This window comes from Natrialba aegyptia DSM 13077 (assembly GCF_000337535.1).
Lineage (GTDB): Archaea > Halobacteriota > Halobacteria > Halobacteriales > Natrialbaceae > Natrialba > Natrialba aegyptia.
Genome location: NZ_AOIP01000040.1, coordinates 62,036 through 83,267, shown reverse-complemented (window position 1 = coordinate 83,267; position 21,232 = coordinate 62,036). Strand labels below are relative to the sequence as shown.

General features: G+C 59.0%; 14 protein-coding genes. 2 read left to right on the top strand and 12 right to left on the bottom strand.

The features are described 5' to 3' along the window. Positions 1 to 138: 138 nt before the first annotated feature. The 6 genes from C480_RS17265 to C480_RS17235 all read right to left on the bottom strand — a co-directional run bounded on the left by C480_RS17265 (position 139) and on the right by C480_RS17235 (position 12,550). Complete coding sequence (locus C480_RS17265) at positions 139 to 5,199, bottom strand: S8 family serine peptidase (RefSeq protein ID WP_241433857.1); 5,061 nt, start codon at positions 5,197 to 5,199, stop codon at positions 139 to 141. A gap of 300 nt (positions 5,200 to 5,499) precedes the next feature. After that, entirely contained in the window at positions 5,500 to 6,258 is a 759-nt protein-coding gene (locus C480_RS17260) for an SDR family NAD(P)-dependent oxidoreductase (RefSeq protein ID WP_006666909.1), read from the bottom strand. A 59-nt stretch (positions 6,259 to 6,317) separates the two neighbouring features. Beyond that, positions 6,318 to 7,691: an aspartate aminotransferase family protein gene (locus C480_RS17255; protein WP_006666908.1), complete on the bottom strand. Its 1,374-nt coding sequence runs from the start codon at positions 7,689 to 7,691 to the stop codon at positions 6,318 to 6,320. Positions 7,692 to 7,909: 218 nt separating this feature from the next. Beyond that, the gene (locus C480_RS17250) at positions 7,910 to 9,217 is read right to left on the bottom strand and encodes a M14-type cytosolic carboxypeptidase (RefSeq protein WP_152424080.1); all 1,308 of its coding nucleotides are present in this window, start codon (positions 9,215 to 9,217) and stop codon (positions 7,910 to 7,912) included. 553 nt (positions 9,218 to 9,770) lie between these two features. Then, complete coding sequence (locus C480_RS17245; protein WP_006666906.1) at positions 9,771 to 10,574, bottom strand: potassium transporter TrkG; 804 nt, start codon at positions 10,572 to 10,574, stop codon at positions 9,771 to 9,773. A gap of 695 nt (positions 10,575 to 11,269) precedes the next feature. Further along, complete coding sequence (locus C480_RS17235; RefSeq protein ID WP_006666904.1) at positions 11,270 to 12,550, bottom strand: cation:proton antiporter domain-containing protein; 1,281 nt, start codon at positions 12,548 to 12,550, stop codon at positions 11,270 to 11,272. Between the two features lie 279 nt (positions 12,551 to 12,829). On the opposite strand from C480_RS17235, the gene C480_RS17230 reads away from it, so the two are divergent. Then, positions 12,830 to 13,714, top strand: a complete 885-nt coding sequence (locus tag C480_RS17230) for a DNA adenine methylase (protein ID WP_049903902.1) — start codon at positions 12,830 to 12,832, stop codon at positions 13,712 to 13,714. A 176-nt stretch (positions 13,715 to 13,890) separates the two neighbouring features. On the opposite strand, the gene C480_RS17225 is transcribed toward C480_RS17230, so the two are convergent. Both C480_RS17225 and C480_RS17220 read right to left on the bottom strand, forming a co-directional pair. Continuing rightward, a complete protein-coding gene (locus C480_RS17225) occupies positions 13,891 to 14,355 on the bottom strand; it encodes a helix-turn-helix domain-containing protein (RefSeq protein ID WP_049903882.1) in 465 nt (154 codons plus the stop codon). 591 nt (positions 14,356 to 14,946) lie between these two features. Then, entirely contained in the window at positions 14,947 to 15,390 is a 444-nt protein-coding gene (locus tag C480_RS17220; RefSeq protein ID WP_006666901.1) for an ester cyclase, read from the bottom strand. Between the two features lie 146 nt (positions 15,391 to 15,536). Between C480_RS17220 and C480_RS17215 the strand changes: the two genes are divergently transcribed. Then, entirely contained in the window at positions 15,537 to 16,172 is a 636-nt protein-coding gene (locus tag C480_RS17215) for a helix-turn-helix domain-containing protein (RefSeq protein ID WP_006666900.1), read from the top strand. A gap of 29 nt (positions 16,173 to 16,201) precedes the next feature. Here C480_RS17215 and C480_RS17210 read toward each other — a convergent pair whose 3' ends face one another. The 4 genes from C480_RS17210 to C480_RS17195 all read right to left on the bottom strand — a co-directional run bounded on the left by C480_RS17210 (position 16,202) and on the right by C480_RS17195 (position 21,097). Continuing rightward, positions 16,202 to 16,996 carry an alpha/beta fold hydrolase gene (locus C480_RS17210; protein WP_006666899.1) on the bottom strand — a complete coding sequence of 265 codons (795 nt, stop codon included), beginning with the start codon at positions 16,994 to 16,996 and terminating at the stop codon, positions 16,202 to 16,204. A 392-nt stretch (positions 16,997 to 17,388) separates the two neighbouring features. Next, the gene (locus tag C480_RS17205; RefSeq protein ID WP_006666898.1) at positions 17,389 to 18,468 is read right to left on the bottom strand and encodes a pyridoxal-phosphate dependent enzyme; all 1,080 of its coding nucleotides are present in this window, start codon (positions 18,466 to 18,468) and stop codon (positions 17,389 to 17,391) included. 803 nt (positions 18,469 to 19,271) lie between these two features. Beyond that, positions 19,272 to 20,123, bottom strand: coding sequence for an ABC transporter permease subunit (locus C480_RS17200; RefSeq protein WP_006666897.1), 852 nt, complete (start codon positions 20,121 to 20,123; stop codon positions 19,272 to 19,274). Continuing rightward, positions 20,120 to 21,097 carry an ABC transporter ATP-binding protein gene (locus tag C480_RS17195; protein ID WP_006666896.1) on the bottom strand — a complete coding sequence of 326 codons (978 nt, stop codon included), beginning with the start codon at positions 21,095 to 21,097 and terminating at the stop codon, positions 20,120 to 20,122. Before C480_RS17195 ends, C480_RS17200 begins: the two co-directional genes overlap by 4 nt. Between the last annotated feature and the right edge of the window lie 135 nt (positions 21,098 to 21,232).

The window sequence follows — 21,232 nt, the reverse complement described above, 5'->3', positions numbered from 1 at the left end:
CTAAAGACGAATGCACGGCTGCGGTATGCAGATTTTAAACGGAATCGCCCATACGAACGGTGTTTCACAGCCGGATGGACTACCGATCCGCCATACTCTTCGAAAAAATCGGCGTCGTGAGTGGTGTGTCAGAACCGCTCAGCCGAGCAGCGCGGTTCCGACGGACTGCATTCCGTGCCCGCCGCGGACCGGAAGAATCGAGACGTCATCGGACGCTTCCACGGTAACCTCGCCGTCGACCATCTCTTGCAGCGTGGAGACCGTGTACTGGTAGGTACCCGGTTCGGTATCGTTCTCGACCGCGTAGGTGAGCGAGACCGTCTCCGATTCGCCGCCGTCGAGTTCAACCGTCGCCATCGAGTCGACGCCGGCCTCGCGGCGTTCGTCGGCCGAGCGATCGCCGTCTTCGAGATCGATCGCAGCCGCCGTGGTGTCCCAGAACAGGAACACGTCCTGTTCGTCGAGTACGTCGCCGGTGTTGGTGATCGTCGCGTTGACCGTCAGTTCGTCGCCGGAGTCGACGACATCCGGCCCGGCGAGTTCGGTGACTTCGAAGTACGCCGGGTCCGGCTCGCTGTCGTTCTCGATGGTCGTCTGTGCGGTCGCCGACGCGTTTGCCGAGGCGACGACGTGCTCGTACGTTCCCTCGACGTCCGGAAGGTCGGCGGTGAACTCGAGCATCGCCGTCTCGTTCGCGTCGAGCGAGAGGATCGTCTCGTCGACGGTCTCGTTGTCGAACGCGTACGTCACGTTCTGCGTGCCGGCGGCGTCGCCCGTGTTCTCGACCGTGGCGTTGACCGACACGGTCTCACCTGGACCGGCCGTCGCGGGCGCGTCGAGTTCACTCACGTCGAAGGTCGCGTCGCCGCCGTCGTCCCCTTCGATCGTGATCGTCGTCGACGCGACTTCGTCGGCCGAGATGCCGTGTTCGTACTCGCCCGGCTCGTCGTCGTCGGGGATCTCGTAGGTGAACTCGACCGTCGTCGAGTCGCCGCCGTCGAGCGTGACCGTCTCGGACAGTCCGTTCTGGGTGTCGATCACGTCGGGACCGAAGTCGGTGCCCGGCGGGAAGTAGAACACCGTTCGGGTGTCCGTCTGGTCGCCGGTGTTGGTGACCGTCGCGTTGACGGTGATGTTCTCACCGGGCGCGGCGGTGTCGGGTGCTGCGAGGTCGCCGACCTCGAAGTAGGTGCCGAGGGTGAGGTTCGCGGTCGTCGTCTCGCCGGTCTCGACCTCGACGAACTCGACGTTCGAGTCGTCGTAGCCGTCGGCGGTCGCCCGGAGCGCGTTGGTGCCTGGCGTGACGGTCGTAATTTCGTAGTAGCCGCTCTCGTTCGTGGTCGCGTTGAACGCGCCGTCGTCGGCGTCGACGACGTTCGCGTCTGCGATCGGAACGCCGGCGGCGTTCGTGACGTAACCCTCGATCGAACCGGCGGTACGGTCGATCTCGAAGTCGACGCCGTCGACGTGCTCGCCGGGCGCAACGGTGATGACTTCCTCAGGTTCGAAGCCCGGCGGCGTGTCGGCGACATCGACGACGTACGTGCCGGCCGAGACGCCGTCGAGTTCGTACGTGCCGTTCTCGTCGGTCGTCGTCTCGTAGACTTCGCCGTCGCCGTTCTCGGCGACGACCGTGACGTTTTCGACGGGTTCGCCGTCGTCACTCGCCGCGACCTCGCCGCTGATCGTCCCCGACAGCGTGTCGAGGGCGACGTCTTTGGTGACTGTCTCGTTTGCCGGTACGTCGACGGAGACGGTCTGCTCCGCGTAGTTCTCGGCCGTGACCGTGAGCTCGTGTTCGCCCGCGGGGACGTTCGCGAGCCCGTACTGTCCGTCGGCGTCGGTCACGTTCGCGTAGGTCTCGTTTCCGGCGTCGAGTTCGACGCTGGCGTTTGCGATCGGTTCGTCGGTCGCAGCGTCGGTGACCGTTCCCTTGACGGACCAGTTCGGACCGTCGTCGATCGTGGCCGAGACGAAGTCCTGTTCGTCCTCGCTGGCCACGATGTGGCTCGCATCGCCCGCTTCGGCGTCAGCGGGCACGGTATCCGAGAACGTCAGCTGTTCGACCTCTCCCGGCTCCAGGGAGACGAGGGTCGTATTGTCGACCGTCTCGGCCTCGGCCGTCACGCCGCCGGTCGTGGCGAACTCGACGGCGTTTGCAAGCAACTGGTTCGCCTCGTCGGTGAAGTCCGGTTCGTTGGTGAAGTAGTCACGACCGGTTGCGGTGAGCAAGACTTCGCTGCCGTCGTCGCTGACGGCGACCGACGGACCAGCGTACTCGCCGCCGTAGTCGGCGGTCGCGAGCGTCGTGCCGCTGTAGTTGTCGAACCAGCTTCCCCAGGTCGTGGTCCCGGTGTACATCTCGACCGCGTCTCCAGGCTCGCCGACGCCGGCGAAGATGGCGTGATCCTGGTCGATGTCGATCGTGACGGGATCGCTCGACGTGCCGAGTCCCTCGGAGTCGCGCTCCGCGGGATCTTCGCGGACGTTGTTGAGACGGAAAACGCCGTCAGCGTAGGTCTCCGCCGTGCCGCCTTGGTGTGAGTCGAGGTAGACCGCGTTCTGGGTCTCTTCGAGTTCGTCGAGGAAATCCGACGCGATCGTGTCGTTGCCGAAGCGCTGGATGACGAACGTATCGTAGTCGTCCATCGCGTCGAGCAGCGTATCCGCAGTGACGACGTCGACCGTGTAGGTGTCGTTGTTGAGCCGTTCGTCTAACACGCTAGCGACGGCCTCGCCCTGCGAGGTATCCGCAGCAACGTCGACGACGGCGATGTCGCCACCGCCCTCGCCGAGTTCGTAGACGACCTCCTGGTCGCCCGGTGCGCCGCCAGTGTTCTCGACGACGGCGCTGACGTTGTAAGACTCGCCAGGCGCGAGTTCGGCCGGCGCGTCGGTGATGTCGACGCTGAAGAACGCTTCGTGGATATCGATCGTGTCCGTCGCCGCGTCGTCGTCAGTGAAGACGCCGTGCTCGTAGGTCCCCGCCGAAACGTTCGCCGTGTCGGCTTCGAAGGAGACCATCGTGTCGGCACCGGACGCGAGCGTGACGTTCTGTGCGTGGAGCGCGTCGTCCAGGTCGTCGAATCGGTACTCGACGGACTGGGTGTCATCGACGTTCCCCGTGTTTTCGACCGTCGCGTTGACGGTGATCTCCTCGCCGCGGTCGGCTTCGGCCGGCGCGTCGAGGGACGTGACCTCGAAGTTCGAAGCCCGGACGGTGAACTCGGCAGACGCGTCGTCGTCCTCGCTCGTGACCGTAAGGGTGTATGTATCGCCGTCCATGGCCGCGGTGTCGAGTTCGACCGTGATCGTCGTCTCGGCCGGGTGGTCGATCGGATCGTCGACGCCGGGTGCGGCCATGTCGACGACTTCGGTTGCGACCGGTTCATCACTCGTGTCGTTCAGGGAGAGGTTGAGTTCCTGTACTGCCCCTTCGTCGCCGGGGTTTTCGAGGTCGACGGTGACCTCGAGTGTCTCGCCCTGGTCGACCTCGTCGGAAACGTCGAGGTCGGAAATCGTGATCTCGCCCTCCGTGAGGGTGCCCTGGACCTTCTGCTGGAGCAGGTTCAGGTCGGTCGTGGTGACCTCGCCGTCACGGTCCAGATCAGCGAGTCCCTGGGCGAACGGCTCGGGCTCCATATCCTGCAGGTACTGCTGTGTCAGCTGCACGTCGCGGACGGTGAGTGATTCGTCCTGGTCGACGTCGCCGAGTTCGTACTCGAGCGCGCCTGCGGCGACCTCGTCGACGGCCGCGTGGGCGTCGATGATGCCGTGGCCGTAGCGAACGTCTTTCTCGTCGGGTGCGTCGTCGGGTTTCCAGGCGGTTTCTTCGAGCGTCGACTGGACCTCCTCGGCGGTGAGATCGTCGTTCGCCCCGAGCATGAGCGCGATGACGCCCGACGTGTGCGGGGCGGCCATCGACGTGCCCGAAAGCGTGTCGTACTCGCCGCCGGGTGCGGCACTCAGCACGTCCGCACCCGGTGCGGAGACGTCCGGTTTGATCCACTCGTCGGGCCACTCCGGATCCGGTTCGTCCCAGTTGTCGCCCGCGATCGTGTCGCCGCTCGAGAAGTCGGCGATGTTGCCGTCCTCGTCGGAGGCTCCGATGCCGAACGAGTCGTAGATGTTCGCCGGCGAACCGACACAGCCCTCGCCGGAGTTGCCGGCCGAGGTAACCGCCACGACGCCGGCGTCGTTAGCGTTCTGAATCGCCGGAATCCAGGCGTCGTCGTAGACCGGACCGAAGAGGCCACAGCCCGCGCCGAAGCTCATGCTGACGACGTCGGTGTCCATCTCTTCGATGACGTACTCGAAGCCGGCGAGCGTGTCCGAGTCGGCTCCCGACCCGCCGGGCAACACGAGTGCGTGCTGCAAGTCGACGTTCGGTGCGACGCCGTACGCGGGCGTCTCGCCATCGGTCGGCGCGTCGGCACCGACCGTGCCGCCGACGTGCGTTCCGTGATAGTGCGTATCGTGCGGTTCGGAGCCCTCGACCGGCTCACCGTCCGGGCCGATCTCGACCCAGCCGCCCGGATACGTCGGATCGTCCGCATCCTCGGTGTAGAGATCGAGGTCCGGATGACTGACGTCGAAGCCGGTGTCGAGCACTGCGACCTTGACGTCCTCGCCCTGCGTGCCGAAGTCGTTCCACGTCTCGGACGCGTTGACCTGCTCGAGGCCGTAGGTGAACTCGTCCGCGTCGGGAGTTGCGTCGGCGGCGGACTGGCTAGCCGGCTCCGGCACCTGGTACTCCGGCTTGAGCTGGATCGTCCGCACGCCCTCGATCGACGCGAGTTCAGCCGTGTCGACGGCGGTTGTGTCGACTTCGGCGCGGACGGCGTTCGTGATCCAGTAGGTGTTTATCACCTCGACGCCGGACAGAGTGTCTAAATCCGCCGTCACGGTGGCCTGTGACTCCGCCGCGAACTCCTTGAGGCGGGCGATCGCCTGCTCGCGGTCGTCGCCGAGTTCACCGTCGTACTGATCGAGGATGATGTAGACTTCCTCGGTCCCCTCCGCATTGTCGAGTGCGGGATCGACCGTTGCGGGGCCGGTCGATGTATCGGTTGCTTGTGTCTCGATTCCTTCTGTTGCGACTGCACTGCCTGCCAGTCCGGCACCGGCGATCGCGACGAGCGAAAGCACCAGCAGCACGGAGAGCAGCACAGCCATGAACCGTTCTCGTGTGTCTGTCATGTAGATGTGTCTCTTGAACCCCAGTAATTGCCACACAACGCGGGTCTCACGTCTCTTCGGATATTATTGATTTTCTTGTGTTATTTCACACTGCGTGATCACACTCGGAGGGAATCACGAACGGAGTGATATAATTAACGGACATTTGAATTGCCAATTTTGTCTAGATATGACCATTGATACCCAATCATCGACGTTCCGTGATCGGATGGAGGGTAAAACCACACACCCCACAACCCAGGAGAAGAGCGGAGCCACACCTCTGGCGCGGAAACCAGGCCGAAAGAGACAGAAAAATAGCTAGTCAGGGGGCTCAACGAATCGGCCCGTGATCTTTCGCCAGAGTGATGGGAACCAGTCGATGAGCGCGAGGCCGAACTTTGTTTTTCGGTCGGGTGTGATCACCGGTTGCGTCGATTCGACGTGACTGGCCAACTTGCGACCGACCGCATCGGGGTCGGATGTCATCCACGACGGGTATTCAAGCCCGGCCACCATCTGCGTATTCGTCGTCGGTGGCACCATCAGAGTACACGAGACGCCGGTGTGGTGCAGTTCGAGTCGTAGTGAACGAACGAACGCCTTAATTGCTCCCTTCGTGGCGGCATATCCGGACAGTCCGGGATGACCGACATCGCCCGTCCCGGACCCCATGTTGTGGATGATACCGTCACCGCGATCCCGCATATGTGGGAGTACCGCCCGAATCATCTGCATGTATCCGAAGACGTTCACCTCGAATTCGCGGCGCATCTCCTCCATCGCCAGCTCGCCGAACGGAGCGACGGTGGAGATCCCGGCGTTGTTGACGAGAATGTCGATCCGATCCCACGTCTCGATGACGCCGGAAACGGCGTCCTGTACGTCGTCCGGATCCGTCACATCACATTCGTAATACCGGACGCGCTTCGGTTCGGTTTCCTGGAGCGATTCGAGATTTGCAACGGTACTGTCCAGCCCAGCGACCCGGTAGCCGTCGGCGACCAGCGACGTGAGCATGTGATAGCCGATACCCTCGTTCGCACCGGTAACGACAACGACTCGATTACTCTCAGACAATTGTATCCCGTCCGTTTCGCGTCCGGGGTAACTATTCTACCGGTGGTGATGAATGCACGCTATCCCCGGGTGCACTCCTCGATCGCCTCACAGATGATCTCCGTTCCGACCTCGGCCTGTCGACGGGTAAGCACCAGCGGCGGAATCAACCGCAAGACGTTCCCGTGACGCCCCGCACTCCACACCAACACGCCGTTCTCGTAACAGTCCGTCTGGACCGCTTTGACGAGTTCATCGGCGGGACTGCCATCGTCGTCGACGAGTTCGACGCCGATGAACAGGCCCTTCCCGCGAACGTCGGCGATTTCGGGCGTCGTCTCGGCGAGTTCCGTGAATCGACCGCGGATGAACTCGCCGAGATCGGTCGCGTGCGAGAGGAGATCGTGTTCCTGAATGTATTCGATGGCGCGAATACCGCCGACCATCGCGGGCGCGTTTCCGCGGAAGGTGCCGACGTGACCGCCTGGCCCCCACGTGTCGAAGTCCTCGTGATAGAGCATCGCACCGATCGGGAGTCCGGAGCCGCCGAGGGCCTTGGCCATCGTGATCGCGTCGGGGGTGACGTCGAAGTGGTCGGACGCGAACCACTCGCCGGTGCGCCCGAGTCCGGTCTGGATTTCGTCGACGATCAACAGCGCATCGTTGTCGTCGGCGATATCCCGAAGGCCGCCCAAGAACTCGGCCGGAGGGACGTTGATACCGCCCTCGCCCTGGATCGGTTCGACCCAGATGCCGGCGGGGGATTCGTGACCGCCGTACGGGTCCTCGAATTTCCGTTTGACGGCGTCGAGTGCCCGAGAACAGGAGACGGCTTCGCTATCGCCGTCCGTCCCGGTAGTCGTGTCCGGGTAGGGCACGTGAACGGCATCGGCGAGCAACGGGCTGTAGTCGGTCTTGTACTTCCTGGCGGCGGTGAGGCTGAGCGCGCCGGCAGTCGTCCCGTGGTAGGCCCCTTCGAACGCCAGCAGGCCGTGGCGACCGGTGTGCTGTTTTGCGAGTTTGATCGAACCCTCGATGGCGTCGCTCCCGCTCGGGCCGCCGAAGACAACATTGCTCGACCCCTGAAGGCCACCGGGGGCGATCTCGCGCAGTTTATCGATGAGGTCAACCCGTGGCTCCGTTGGAAAGTCGATCGTGTGCGTAACGGCGTCCAACTGGTCTTTGACGCCATCGAGAACGTAGGGGTTGGAGTGGCCGACGTTCAATACGCCGATGCCGGCGAAGAAGTCGAGAAACGTATTCCCGTCGGCGTCACGAACCGTCGCACCGCGTGCTTCATCCAGCGCGATGGGAATCCGGCGCGGATACGCAACGGCATTGCTATCAACCTCGCGCTGGCGCTCCAACAGGTCGGTTGATCGAGGACCGGGAACGTCGTCGACAGCGGGTTCGTCACTGAAGTGTAGGTCGTCGATTGCTGGACCGATAGGCATATCAAAACGATCTCACGCATCCCACATATAGTTGACTCTTATTCCACATAGATAGATATAGTGAGACATCATCCAACAGAGTTCGGGAGCGAACCGGTCATCCCCGCACGTTCAGCCGAGAGATTGGGTCGAATGGTCCGCATTGAACGACCAATCAAGACACAGTACTCTGTTACCCACCTGATCCGTAGTGCGTAGCGTTTTCACGAGTTCTTATATCAGAGGAGATACTCCACCGGGTCGAAATTCTTTCCCCAAGGAAGACTACTGGGCAGTTCAACCGGATACGGATGCTCACCACAGGAACCTGATGGACAGGTGTTTTTCGGCGATCGACGACCACCCGATGGGGAGTCCTCCCGTGGAGCGACCTCGCTGAAGAAGTTTCGTCCTTCCGCCGCTAATTCTGCGGCCGCGTACTCGCGGTACGTCCACGCTTCGGTCACGACCATCACAGCATCGAACTCGTCGTTGATGAACGCGTACGCGGTACCATCTGTGTTGCTCGACCGTGTCGTGTCTGGATACGAGAGTGAATGAGACGCAATCGCGTCGATCGTATCGAGATCGTCGTCATCGACAGCATCCTCGCCGTAGACTACGGCGTCCCAGTTGGAGTTCGTTGTCGAATGGAAGTCGAATCCCCAATGGACATCGTCCAGATTCTCCCGCATGTAAGACATCATGTTCTCGATTTCAACCGGTGACTCCGTATTCCACTCACGGTTCAAATCGTATCCTTGTGGAGTGTGTCTGTGATGTCCCTCGTACATCCCGTCCGGATTCGCATTCGGAATGAAGTGGAAACAGAACTCGTCTTCGAATGCAACCGTCGAATCACAGAGGGTTTCGAGCACGTAGTCGATCGCGGCATCCATATGCCACGAGCCCTCCACTTCTCCGGGGTGTTGTCTCGTGATAGAAATGATATCCTCCTTCTCTTCGTCGGGGACGGCCGGATTAGTGATACGAATCGCGTGCATATCCCGTCCATTTGCACTCTGGCCGATCACATCCGTTTCGACAAATCTCGGATAGCTACGCTCGAGTTCAGTCACTCGCTGCACCGTCTGTTGATACGGATAGGCTCTGTAGCCCGAGATATACACCTCATCGGAGTCGAACGTCTGGGAAAAGCCGTCCTCGACTTCATCGTCCATCCGGGTCCAGTCTCCGGATTCGAGGCTCGATGTATACAGAAGCCTGTAGTTCGCAGGCATTCTCGACTCGTCGAGGTTTGTGATGTTAAACGAAACATCCGTATTCGCTGCTCCTTCGAGTCTGAAATGCATATACCCGAGGAAACTATACCCCGCGTCGTCGATATTGGTTAATTCTATGCGACCGTTTTCTTGATCGATCTCGACGCCACCGCCTGAATCGAAGTCCGTGGTCGCAGTTATCGAAGTTCCATCCTCGGCTCCGCTTGTGATACCACTCACCCCTACTGCACCCGTGAGACCCGCCACAGCCGTCCCACGAAGGAATCTTCGTCGGTCGAGTTCAGTACTGATCATATCTGCCATTCCGCGAAAGTCAACCGTGGCGATATAGTTAGTAAACATCACCATTACAAATCGATGTAAATTATGTCCATCAAATAATGGCGATATACCACCGGTTAAGCTTCAGAACAGCAATAGAGGTCGAGACACCACCTCTAAGAGTGCCATTCCCGCCGGGGAGGTTGCATAGCGTCTTCATCCAGAAATTCAAGGGTATTTGACGGAGAATACTCGTAGAGTTCAGCCAGTTTCGTGAGAACCAACTGGGCGTACGACCGGAAGGGCGTCTCTTCCAGCGTTCTTTCGAGAGCGTGTGGTCGTCGCCTTGCTCTTTGGCATAGCCCACGCGTCTAGATTAGCATTCGAAGATCGATTCTCCGATCACGCTTGACGACTTCGCACTTGCGGGTAAGGACGTCGATCATCTCGGCGGGAAACGGCGAAGTCAACAGAGTACTGGCTGTACCCGGAGAGAGGTTCGTTCACTCATTCTCACTCAACCGTCCGAAAGAACACCTCAGGTTAGCCATCTGTCATTCTGTTTCGGTCCGTATCCGAACACGAGGGTTTCAAATCATACCGAACCCCGGAGCAATACGAGAACGGGAAGGACCGTCAGCCGTCCGACCCACATATTCCCGATGAGAACTGATTTCACGGCCCGAGATCGACCCGGGGAAGTAAGATCGCTCGAGAGACCGACGTTCCTCTGTGCGCTTGCAACCTCGAAGACGACGTGCTGAAATGATTCGTTTTCGGGCGGAAGCAACACGAACAGAGCAACCATCCCACCGAGCAGGAATAGCAACCAGAGCACCAGAACGACCGACGCGTTGTGGAAATTCGCCGAGACGTGTTCGCCACTGATCTCGATATCTCTGGACGAATCGATCCCCGGAAACGGTTCTCCGATGCGTTCGACTACTCCCGCTTCGAAAATCACGACGCGGACGATCTTGACGCCGCTGACGGTCGATCCCTCCGAACCGCCCACGATCATCGCGACAGTTAGCAACAGCACCGTCCCCGGGGACCACATCGAATCCAGATTCGTCGTCGAGAAGCCGGTGCAGGTGATCGCGGAAACGAATTGGAACGTCACCGTAATCGCGTCGTGAGCCGTCGAGCGAAGAGAATCCGTCGTAAACATAATGAGAGGGGCCAGCGTCGTCCCGCACGCGATAACGAGCAGCAGCCACTGCGTCTGCCGGTCCCTCGCGAATCCTTCGAGGCGACCCCGAAGCAAGAGGTAGTAGATCGGTAAAAGAGCGACCTGAATTCTGCGGCTCCCGTACGTTGCGATACTGTTATCGGTGACGGCGAACCCGCCGGTCGATAGGCCGATCATTCCGTGGTTGATGGCGTCCCACGGCGGCATTCCTGCTACCCGGAGAAGAATAATTGCGAGTAGCGTGAAGACGGTAAGCGCTCCACCATCGCCGTCAGATCGGGGATTTCGTCCCCGGATCGGCCCAGGGTGAGCGCTCCTCGTAGTACTGGTCGAGCACCCCGCCGTCGGACCGTCGAACGACCGTGAGGATCAGGACGGTGATGCCAATTCCGCCGAGCCATTCAGTGAGCGACCGCCACCACTGCAGCGTTGCCGGCAGTCGATCGCACTCCGCGTCACCGACAGTCCCGGTCCCGTGATCCCGTTGAAACCCTCGAACAACGCGTTAGTCGGAGAGAGAAACGCGCGCATCGTCGGATTCATCGGGGGCGGTGTGACGCCACCCGGGTCGAGAGCGATGGTGAGGGCGATAAGCGCGAACGGGAGTGAACTGAGCAACCCCACGGCACCAGACGAGTGCCGTGGACGCAAACGCTTGCGCGGGGGACGTCTCCTCAGTGCCTGACGTACCGTAGCGGAGTACCCTGCCGACGCCGAAGACGACCGTCGCTGAGAGCAACTCGGCCAGAATCGCGTAGTACTCGTCCCTGATGACTGAGACCACAACGAGACTCAAAACGACGACGGCGAACCTGGGTAGAACCACACCGAGAGTTCACACGATCGGATCGTACCACCGTCTCTGAGAATCGTTGATATCCATATCCGTTCTCCCAAGTGCATTATCCCTCCACGAACGCCGACGATTGGTCGTGGTCGGCCGCCTGCGGATGATCGCGGTCGATCACCTTCCCGTACAATTTCGTAAACGGCGTCGCCGTAACGCCGTGAACCAGCACCGAACTCGCGATAATGAGAGTCGACACGCTCCAGACGAGTTCAGTGCCCAGGATTCGGTGGGTCACCGTCGCGTAAAAGAGCGCCGCGATGCCGATCGGGCCGAACCAGCCCGCAAAGAGCGCATCTCGACCGTCGTTGATCGGCCGGATGAACCGGTGGAACAGGAGCATCATCGGCAGTCGGCGCAGGAGCAAGACGCTCGCCGTGAGGGCGATCCCAGCCCACCCCAGCGCGAACCACTCGGATATCGGGATCACCATGCCGAAGAAGACGAAAACCGGGAACGTGAACAGTCGAAGCACCGTCTCCTGGACTTTCTGCTCGTCAGCCTCGTCGCTGGCGTCTGCGAACCGATTGAACAGCAATCCGGCCACGAACGCCGCGAGGATGCCGTCGCTACCGAGCAGTTTGACTCCGCCCAACACGGCGAACGTGAAGGCGACGGTTACGCTGAGCAACGAGGTCTCCTCGAGAAAATCGTGTTCGTGGGATTTGCGTTCGACCCAGCCGGCGGCCGCCCCGACGGCAGCCCCGATCACCACTGCCGTCCCGATTTCCCAGAGTACCGTCGAGAGCAGCCACTCGGTGACCGCCCGCTCGGAGGAATGCTGAAGGACGAGAATCGGAAGAAAGACGATCGGATACGCGAGCCCGTCGTTCGCGCCCGCTTCGCCGCTGAGGAGATTTCGGACCGACGCCGGGATATCCCGCTCCGCGAGGGATCCAATCACGATCGTTCCGGCGAGGACCGGATCCGTCGGCGTAATGATCGCCCCGATAAGCAGTGCAGTCCAGAGTGAAACCCCCAGAAAGAAAAAGACGAGGAGTCCGCTCACGAGCCACATCACGATCATTCCGGGGAGGAGGACGATCGCCATCGAACGGACGCGCTCGCTGAAGTATCGCCGGGGAAGCCGAAGCGCCGCGGCCATAACGGCCAACCCGACCGTGAGGCGGGCAAACTGTTCTACGATCAGAAACGGGTCACCCCACTCCGCAAGCGCGAGTAGATCCGCTCCGAAGGGACCGATCACGACCCCCAGAATCACCGCCGCCATGGGTTCCGAGAGAACGTAAATCTTGTTTCGCATCAGCCCGGCGACGAGGCTCAGTAGCAACGTGAGTCCACCGATCGTGACGAGCGCGATGTTGAGGTCTTGCATGCGAGCAAATCTCACATCAAGCGGCGTCGAAGATGGGTCCGTCCAGAAGACGGACACGTACGGAACCGTATTCTCCCTCTCGGAATAGTGGTATTCCTTGCAAGCGTCAACCCGCGTCTTCCGATCATCGTCCCGGATCCGAACGAGAGTCCCTCGAATACGACATCGAACGAGAGTCCCGAACACGACATCGAACACGAGGCGCATCGGGAGACGTTACCGAAGACGGACGAAAAGTCGAAGAGAGGGATTATAACGGCAGGGCCGAAACAAACCGCTGTGACTACGTCGGTATTCCCGTATCCCGGCGGCAAATCCTACCTCGCCCCGTGGATTATCGACCACATTCCGTCCCACAGGTGCTACGTCGAGGTCTTCGGCGGCAGCGCAGCCGTTCTCGTCACCAAAGACGAGAGCCACATCGAAGTCTACAACGACCGTGACGGCGATCTGGTCCAGTTCTTTACCACCCTCCGCGAGCGCGAGGACGAACTCGTCGAGTGGCTCCAGCAAACGCCCTACGCCCGCGAACAACACGAAGCCTGGAAACGGGCGTTTTACGACGGCGAGCGACCTGACGACCCCATCGAACGCGCCGGGCGCTTCTTCTATCTCCGATACTCCCAATACGCCGCCAAGTACCGAACCGCGTCCGGCTTCGCCGCCGCCAACCAGCGAAACAAGGCCCGCAAGTTCCGCAACGCGACCGAGCACCTCCACGAGTTCGCCGGGCGCTTTCAGAACGTGCAGATCGAGAACCTCGATTACGCCGATCTCATGGCCCAGTACGACGGGGAACAGACGTTCTTCTACGCCGATCCGCCGTACGTCGACGAGGGCGATATCCTGTATCGCCACGGCGAGTTCGATCACGAACGATTCGTCGAGACGCTCCGTGAACTCGAAGGGCGGTGGGCAGTGTCGTATCAGCGGTTACCGGAGCATCTGGATGAGTATACGGTCGTCGAACAGGACCGCTCGCAGTTTATGAACAAGCAACACGACGACGCGAGTCGGTCGACGGCGGCGACGGAGCGACTGGTGATGAATTACGAGATTGAGGAGACGGGACGCTTCCAGCGGGGCACGCAGACGACGTTACCGGGGACTGGCGGCGGACTCGGCCGGTCCGAGCCGTCCGACCGATCCGATCAGGGCGAGTAGCGTCGACCGTGAGTAGTGTTACTCGTGGCGGCTACCGATGACCGTGACTGTGACCGTGACCGTCTCGATTTCACAAGCGATCATCCGCGGAGAGGACAGCATTCGGTGACCGCTGTACGGATATCGCGGAGATAGAGAGTACCGGGAGATAGTAGTGACGACAGCGAGCACGACAACTACTGGTCGGGAGACGCAACCGGCTTAGATTCCGAGTCCGAGTCCGACCCTGACTCCGATTCCGATTCCGATTCTGATTCCGGTTCCGGTTCAACGGCGTACGTCTCGCTGAACTCGGCGATCAACTGGCCCATTTTCGCGTACCAGTCGTTGAGCAGCCGTTGCATCTCCTGGGAGATATCCTCGGCATCTCGCGGGTGATAGACGTGATAGTATCCGCCCTGGTCGTAGTTGATCTGTTTCTTCTGGAGGAAGCCAGCCTGCAGCAGGCGGTTGACGGAGCGATAGGCCGTCGAGCGTTCGCGATCGATGTGGTCACCGATTTCGTCGACCGTCAGCGGCTCCGCTTCGTCGCTGAGCAATTGGAATACCTCTTTGTCGATCTCCTTGAGGTCGTGGAAACACTCCAGCAGCCCCTCACACTGCATGTCCTGACGGAGCATTTCGCTCATTGAGTCAGCCATCTGTTATCCGTACTAGGGTCGCGGCGCTCAAAAGTATTCGCATAAAGAGCACAATACTGCCAGTAGAGCGGCGAGAGCAGGCGAGATAGTAGACCAGGTTCACTCGTCCGTTCTGCCGTGACAGGAACAGAATTGACGGTTCTGCTAAAATCCGCTCCCATATAAGGCAAGTTGTGACAATCTCAGTACTTCACAAAGCCGGTTAGTTAGAACGTCTGCTTGCTGAAGGTGTGTTCAAGACCCAACAAGCAGACAGTGAAATCCACGTAGTGGCCATACAAAGAGTTCGTAAATATGGTTCGACGGGCCGTGTGGATGGCCCGACGCACCACGAGGGCCGTCCCCGCGAACCGACCACCTGATGACCGGTTCTACCGGTAGTCATTGACCGAGCAAGCGTCTTCGCAAGTGACAATGCTGTCGCGTCGGCGGCTGACCGCCGCCGACAGCTCCATCTTCGATCAGCGTTGCTCGACCGTTACTGACGACTCATCACAACAGAACAGGTGGCTTAGGTTAGGCTAACTGGCGATGCTTTGTGAGGTACTGATACTTCGACTCCTGCTCAGTAACGCGGTGCGTCTTCGGGTATCACGTCGGTGGAAAGTCGATGACACCAAGCTGTTGCAAGAGACTGAGGTTATCCGGCAAGAACCATCGTTCAGCGATTACCCCGTCCTCTATGCGGGCAAAAAACATCTGTTGAACCTCGATTTCCTTTCCGGTTGGTTCAATCCCTCCAAGCTCACCCGTGTGTGTCCCACGACTCGTGATACGCACCGCGACCAGATCTCCTTCCGCAACAATATTCTCGACGGTCTGCGAGACATCGGGGAACGCAGTAAGAAAACTGTTATAGGACTCTCGAATCTCCGGTCGACCCTGGTGAGTTCCCATCGCATTGCGTTCGACAGCGTCTTCGGAGTACAGTTCGTCAAGCAGATCGAGGTCGCCCTTCGCAAAAATCTCTTCGGGAATGCGGCGGACAAGCCGCTTATTCGCTTCTACTTGAGAAGTTGATGGTAAGTCTGTCATGGATACCGTTCTTCGTCGGTAGCAGCACGGATCTCCGTCTGTGAATTCATTGCAACCACATCTGGTAGTTGGTGGGAAACAAGCGTGAGTTTGTGGAGGAACATGGTTACGCCTTTAAGTAGACCGAGTGCAGACTCTTTACTGACATGCCCCAAATTCAGGTGAAACTCGATGGGACAGCGGTGGACGGTTGGCTGGCAACGATTTCGAGCGAGTTCCCCGATGCCGAGTTCAGATTGCTGGCGACCCAGCTACGGGACGACGGTGCGTTCGTTATTCTCGAAGTACTGACGCCCAAGGGAGATGAACTCGTTCGCCGATTCGAGAATACACCCGAAGTAGACGCAGTTGATGTTTACCATACCGATGAGCGGATGGTGTTGCTCCAGTTTCAGACCTCAGCAACGAAGTCGTATGATCCGCTTCGCAAGTCGAAGAATATCTCGATTTACCCAACGATCCTACGCAATGGATGGTTTTCCGTCGAACTAGCGGCCTCCCACGAACGGCTATCGAAGTATACCGACGAGTTAGCAGCGGCTGGCATTCCGTACGAGATTGTGTCGCTCGTCCAATCACACACTGTAAGTGAGATACTCACGGACCGCCAATGGGAGTTCATTACCGAGGCAGTCGAGCGGGGGTTCTACGAGACTCCTCGGAACTGTACGCTCGCCGAGTTGGGGGACGTTCTTGACATCCACAAATCCGCGGTAAGTCGGTTGCGCCACCGAGCCGAGAGTCGGGTTATCAAGAATTTCGTCGCAGAAGCAGCACAATAGGAGACAAATAACGACTAAGTACCTGCTCTTCAGTTAGTGAAGTTTCGGACTATTTCGTTGAATTGCTCCGGGTTCTCCCAGAACAGCATATGGCCAGCGTCGTCGAAGAACACAGTTTCAGCATTGGGTATTTGGTCGCCGACGTACGCGCTCTCTTCCGGAGGCGTTGCTCGGCTATCTCTGCCGACGAACACCAGCGTCGGGATTTCGATCTCGGAAAGGAATGTTCGCCAATCAAGATTGAGAATATCCCGCATGAGTTCGATTTTCGCCGTCTTCGAGCAGTTCACCATCTCGTCCACAAACCCTGATTCTCCGAGCGTTAGGGAATCGTACCGACCGGCCATCCGACTGAAGACGTCTTCTTCGGCGTATTCGATGTCCTTCGCAAGTTTCGTGAACGCTTCGACATCGAAGCACCGCTGTTGGTCCCAGTCTTGTGGGACGAGATTTTCTTTTGGGGATTGATCGATACAGACCAGTTTCGAAATGCGATCACTGCCGAATAGTTCCAGATGCGACCACAGTACGACTGCTCCCATTGACCATCCGACTGCGGTAACATCAGTGAGATCCAGGTGATCTACTAATTCTTTGAGATCCATCGCAAGTCGTGAGATGCGATAACCGTGTCCGGGTCTCTCCGATTCGCCGTGGCCCCGATGATCGAATGCGACTACTTGGTAGTCTTCAGCGAGGTCGGGGATGTTTTTCTCGAAGAATCGTAACGTGCTGGACCAGGCAGTGACGAATACGAGCGGTGGTCCCTCACCCTGTGTTTCGTAGTACAGTTCGACACCATCGTTGGTTGTAAGAGTCGCCATCAATACGGACTTCGATCCGAATCGGCATGATTTCGCACAGAAACTCGGTGCTGTGTTTAAAAGTCCCGTGTTAACTCTTCGCTGGCGCCTCTCACAAACACCTGAGTCCAACTCACTGTCGTCTTCAACTTTGGAAGACCACTCACCGTTAATCTTGACAGCGATTTCACCAATAGTGACCCGCGACGGTGAAACGTCCTCAGAACGCGGAGCGTTCCGATGAACCGCACGAGAGCACTGCTCTCCTAGGCACCGGCAGGCCAGAGTCGCTATCAGCCAGCCGCCATACCTAATTACAAACGTCTCTGTTTAAATAATATCTCTCAGACATATTTTAGCGTGAAACACACGCACACTACAGATGCGAACGTATCGATGAGCGTTCCGTCCGGTTACGTCTTTAATCCATGCTCCGTGAGTGGCATAACCACGTCTGCATCTGGCTCAAGCGTTCCACGCTCTCGATACGCCGCAAGTGCCGCAGGCGCAATCGCTGATGTCGGTTCTGTGTAGAATCCGTGCTCGTGGAGTCGATCTAACTCCGTTTGCACCGCATCTTCCGTAATCGCAATCGCATCACCGTCGGTCTCAGCAATCGCATCCAGAAGTTGTTGTTTTCGCGTTGGCTCCCGGATCTGAATGCCATCTGCGACATCGTTCTCGCTCTCGGGGACTACGTTGAGTTCGCTCGCAATCGGGGCATATCCTGCGGCTTGCGCGCCGAGCAGACGTGGTACCGTATCGATCCACCCTGCTTCGGACAACGCCTTGAATCCACGGTACACGCCCAGGAACAGCGTTCCATGGCCGAGTGGCATCACGATCGCGTCAGGGACGTTCCAGTCACGCTGGAGTGCGACTTCGTATGCGAACGTCGCCGTCCCAGCAAAGAACGCTGGACTCCACGAGTGACTCGCGTACCATGCATCGCCCGATTCGACAGCCTCGATGCATGCATTAGTCACGGCTTGGCGTCCACCTTCGATTCGAACAGGCGTTGCACCGGCCCGTTCGATTGCTTGGAGTTTCGCGTCTTTCACCGATGCTGGAACGTAGATCTCCGCGTCGAGTCCAGCGTGAGCCGCATAGGTCGCGATGGCAGCCCCAGCATTCCCCGATGAATCTTCGACGGCTCGATCTGCGCCACACTGGATTGCATGGCTGATCGTCGTGGTTGCACCTCGATCTTTGAAGCTGCCCGTCGGGGAGATGTATTCGAGTTTGTACTCGGCATCCCACGTTGTTGACGAGACAAGCGGCGTCATCCCTTCACCTAAAGAGGGGCCTTTCTCGACGGGGAGGAACATATCGAACGACCAGAGTCCGTCTCGCGTATCGAACTGACCGGGATCTGGCCGGTCGGACGCCGGAAGTGGTTGGTGAGTGAAGTCAAGGACGCCGCCACACTCACACCGCCACTGATCGGTATAGGTCCGCCCACACGAAGAACAGACAAGCTCGAGAGTATCCATACGCTCCCTTGGTTACGTATCATGAAATGAACTTTGGTGACGGCAACGTAGCTATCACTGCGCGACGGTAGGTGAGTGCTCTGTACTTCCGCTCAAAATTTGTTAGCCGCTGCTGATTTCAACAGAGTCTTACAAACGGGTCCGTGAGAGCGTTCAACGCCTGATTCAGCGAGAATAGCTATTGCCTCGCGGAGTGAACAACTGGCCCACTTCTCCTCCTACGACTCTTCTACCAGAAATAGACGGTATCTCAGGAGGACACAGATTCATACACGAGCGCTAGTAGTAACATCAGAACACCAGTTCCGACAACTGCCCCGACATGACCCGTTTCGAGATACTCGGCAGCGGTGACTCCCAGTACGAGGGAAATACTTCCCAACACCCATGCTACCCGTGACGGAAGGCGCTTCGTTGCAGTAGTAGTGCCCATATGGCCGATCTCACATCCTACGCACAACAGTTTTGTGCACGGAGTTCGCTCCGGCAGACACTCGATGATGATTGAACGAGCGCAGTTCACTCGGACGTTTCCGAAAACGTAACGGTCAGCGGAGAGTTGGAGGAGCGTCAACAGACCAGAATGTTGAACTGCTGCTTCTGTGCGCACGGTTGTAAAGCCGGTATGTTGGTGGTCTCGAAGCTCACCTTCTCGACGGTGCCGCACATCTCGTGATGGCTACCAGAGTACCCCGATGACGGACACTGCGTGACACAGGCGGTGGCGAGCAACGTGGTCGGTTCCGTCCAGTTCTCGATCGTTCTCCGTTCAGTTTGCGCGGCTTCCAACGGTTTTCGAGAAGTTAGCTCATCACCGCTCGATTGAACCGATAGTAGCCAATACCGAGTGGAATCACGATCCATGCGACAACGATCACCCAGGCGAACCACGTCTCGAGGAAGAACGGGACATCGCCCGCGAGTCGGTCGGCCGTGGAGACGGTTTCCACGCCGGCGATGTCGACGAGCGTCCCCGAAAGTATCCCGAGTGGTTCCCAGATCCCGAGGCGTTCGACCAGGACGTACCACGCCGGTAAATCCGTCGAACCGGGTAACTCGCGCTCAAGGAGCCAGTAAATTGCCATCGGGACCGCCCACCAGAGTAAATCAAAGATGAGGTAGATTCCGAGTACGCCGCCGACGGCTTTCGCTCGTGTGTTGACGCTAGCGGAGACGGCGACGGCAACCGAGACGTATACCAGTCCGATGATGAGCGCGAACACCAGCAAGCCGATGTAGTCGGTCACGGCAAAGCCGTCGTAGAGGGCGAGGATCACGACCGCACCCACGAGAAAGCCGATCACTGTTGGCACCGCGACGACAGTGGCACGGCCGAGCACCTTACCGACGACGACGTCGCGTCGAGAGTTCGGCAGTCCGAGGAGAAATCGAATACTGCCGGATTCGCGCTCTCCAACGATCGCTCGATACCCGACGACCAATCCGATGAGCGAGATCATCATGGTCATCCATGTAAACATGAAGCTCATCCCATCGTCGAAGCCCGGAGCAGGCCCCTCGCCGGGAATATACAACAGTTGAGGAATCGCAGAAATGCCTGCGACGACTAAAATCATGAGGGCCGACAGAACCCAGAGTAACTTCGACCGAAGCGCGTCCGCAAAGTCCTTCCGGGCGACGTGTATCCAGCTCATTGGTCCGCCTCTCTGATCAGTTGAGTGGTATTGGCGGCGTTCTCTTCTGCATGCCGTGAAGTCGGACGCTCGCCGGTAGTGAGCGTCGCGAAGAGATCCTCGAGCGAGGAATCATCAATCCGGATGTCCTCGATGGTCACGCCGCTTGCTCCGACCGCCTCGATAACAGGTGCCTTCCGGCTGGCGTCGGCCACGACGACCGACACGTCGTTTCCATCGACGTTGACGTCGGTGACGCCGTTCATCGTTTCTAAGGTGGGAACAATATCGTCTGCAACGGTATCGAGCGTGACTACGAGTCGAGAATCAGCGTCGAATCTGTCTTTGAGCGAGTCGATGGCGTCCTCGGCGATTAGGCGCCCGTCACGCATAATGCCGACACGGTCGCAGATCGCCTCTACTTGCTCCATGACGTGACTCGAGAAGAAGACGGTCGTCCCGCGTTCGTTCTCCTCACGGATGATCGCGCGCATCTCCCTGGCTCCGTTCGGATCGAGACCGGACGAGGGTTCGTCCAGAATAAGGAGGTCCGGACTTCCGGCCAGCGCCATCGCCAGCGCGAGACGTTGCTTCATCCCGGTTGAAAAGCCGCCGGCGGTCCGGTCAGCTACGTCCGCGAGTTCGACACGCGCTAGAAGGTCGTCCGGATCGTCGTTCGCGCCCTTCGTCTCGATAGCAAAGCGAACGTGCTTTCGCGCGGTCAGACGACCGTATACCCCGAAATCCTCCGGGAGGACACCAATTGATTGGCGAACGGCCACCGATTCGTGCTCGAGATCGGAGCCGAGCACTGTTCCCGATCCCGTCGACGGTGGGGTAAACCCGAGGAGCATATTGATTGTCGTCGACTTTCCGGCCCCATTCGGTCCGAGAAATCCGTAGATCTCTCCTGTCTGGACCGTGAGGTCCAGTGACTCAACGGCGTTCACATCGCCAAACCGCCGACTAAGCGAATTCGTTGTAATGGCATCCATACCACACCCATGTTTTCCGATCGGTAAATACATTGCTAGTGTCCAGAGTTCATAGAACAGTTCCGATATCACCCCGTGACGACTCGACAAACGGTCAGTACAGGGCCCGATGTGACGAAATGGCTCGTGATCGAC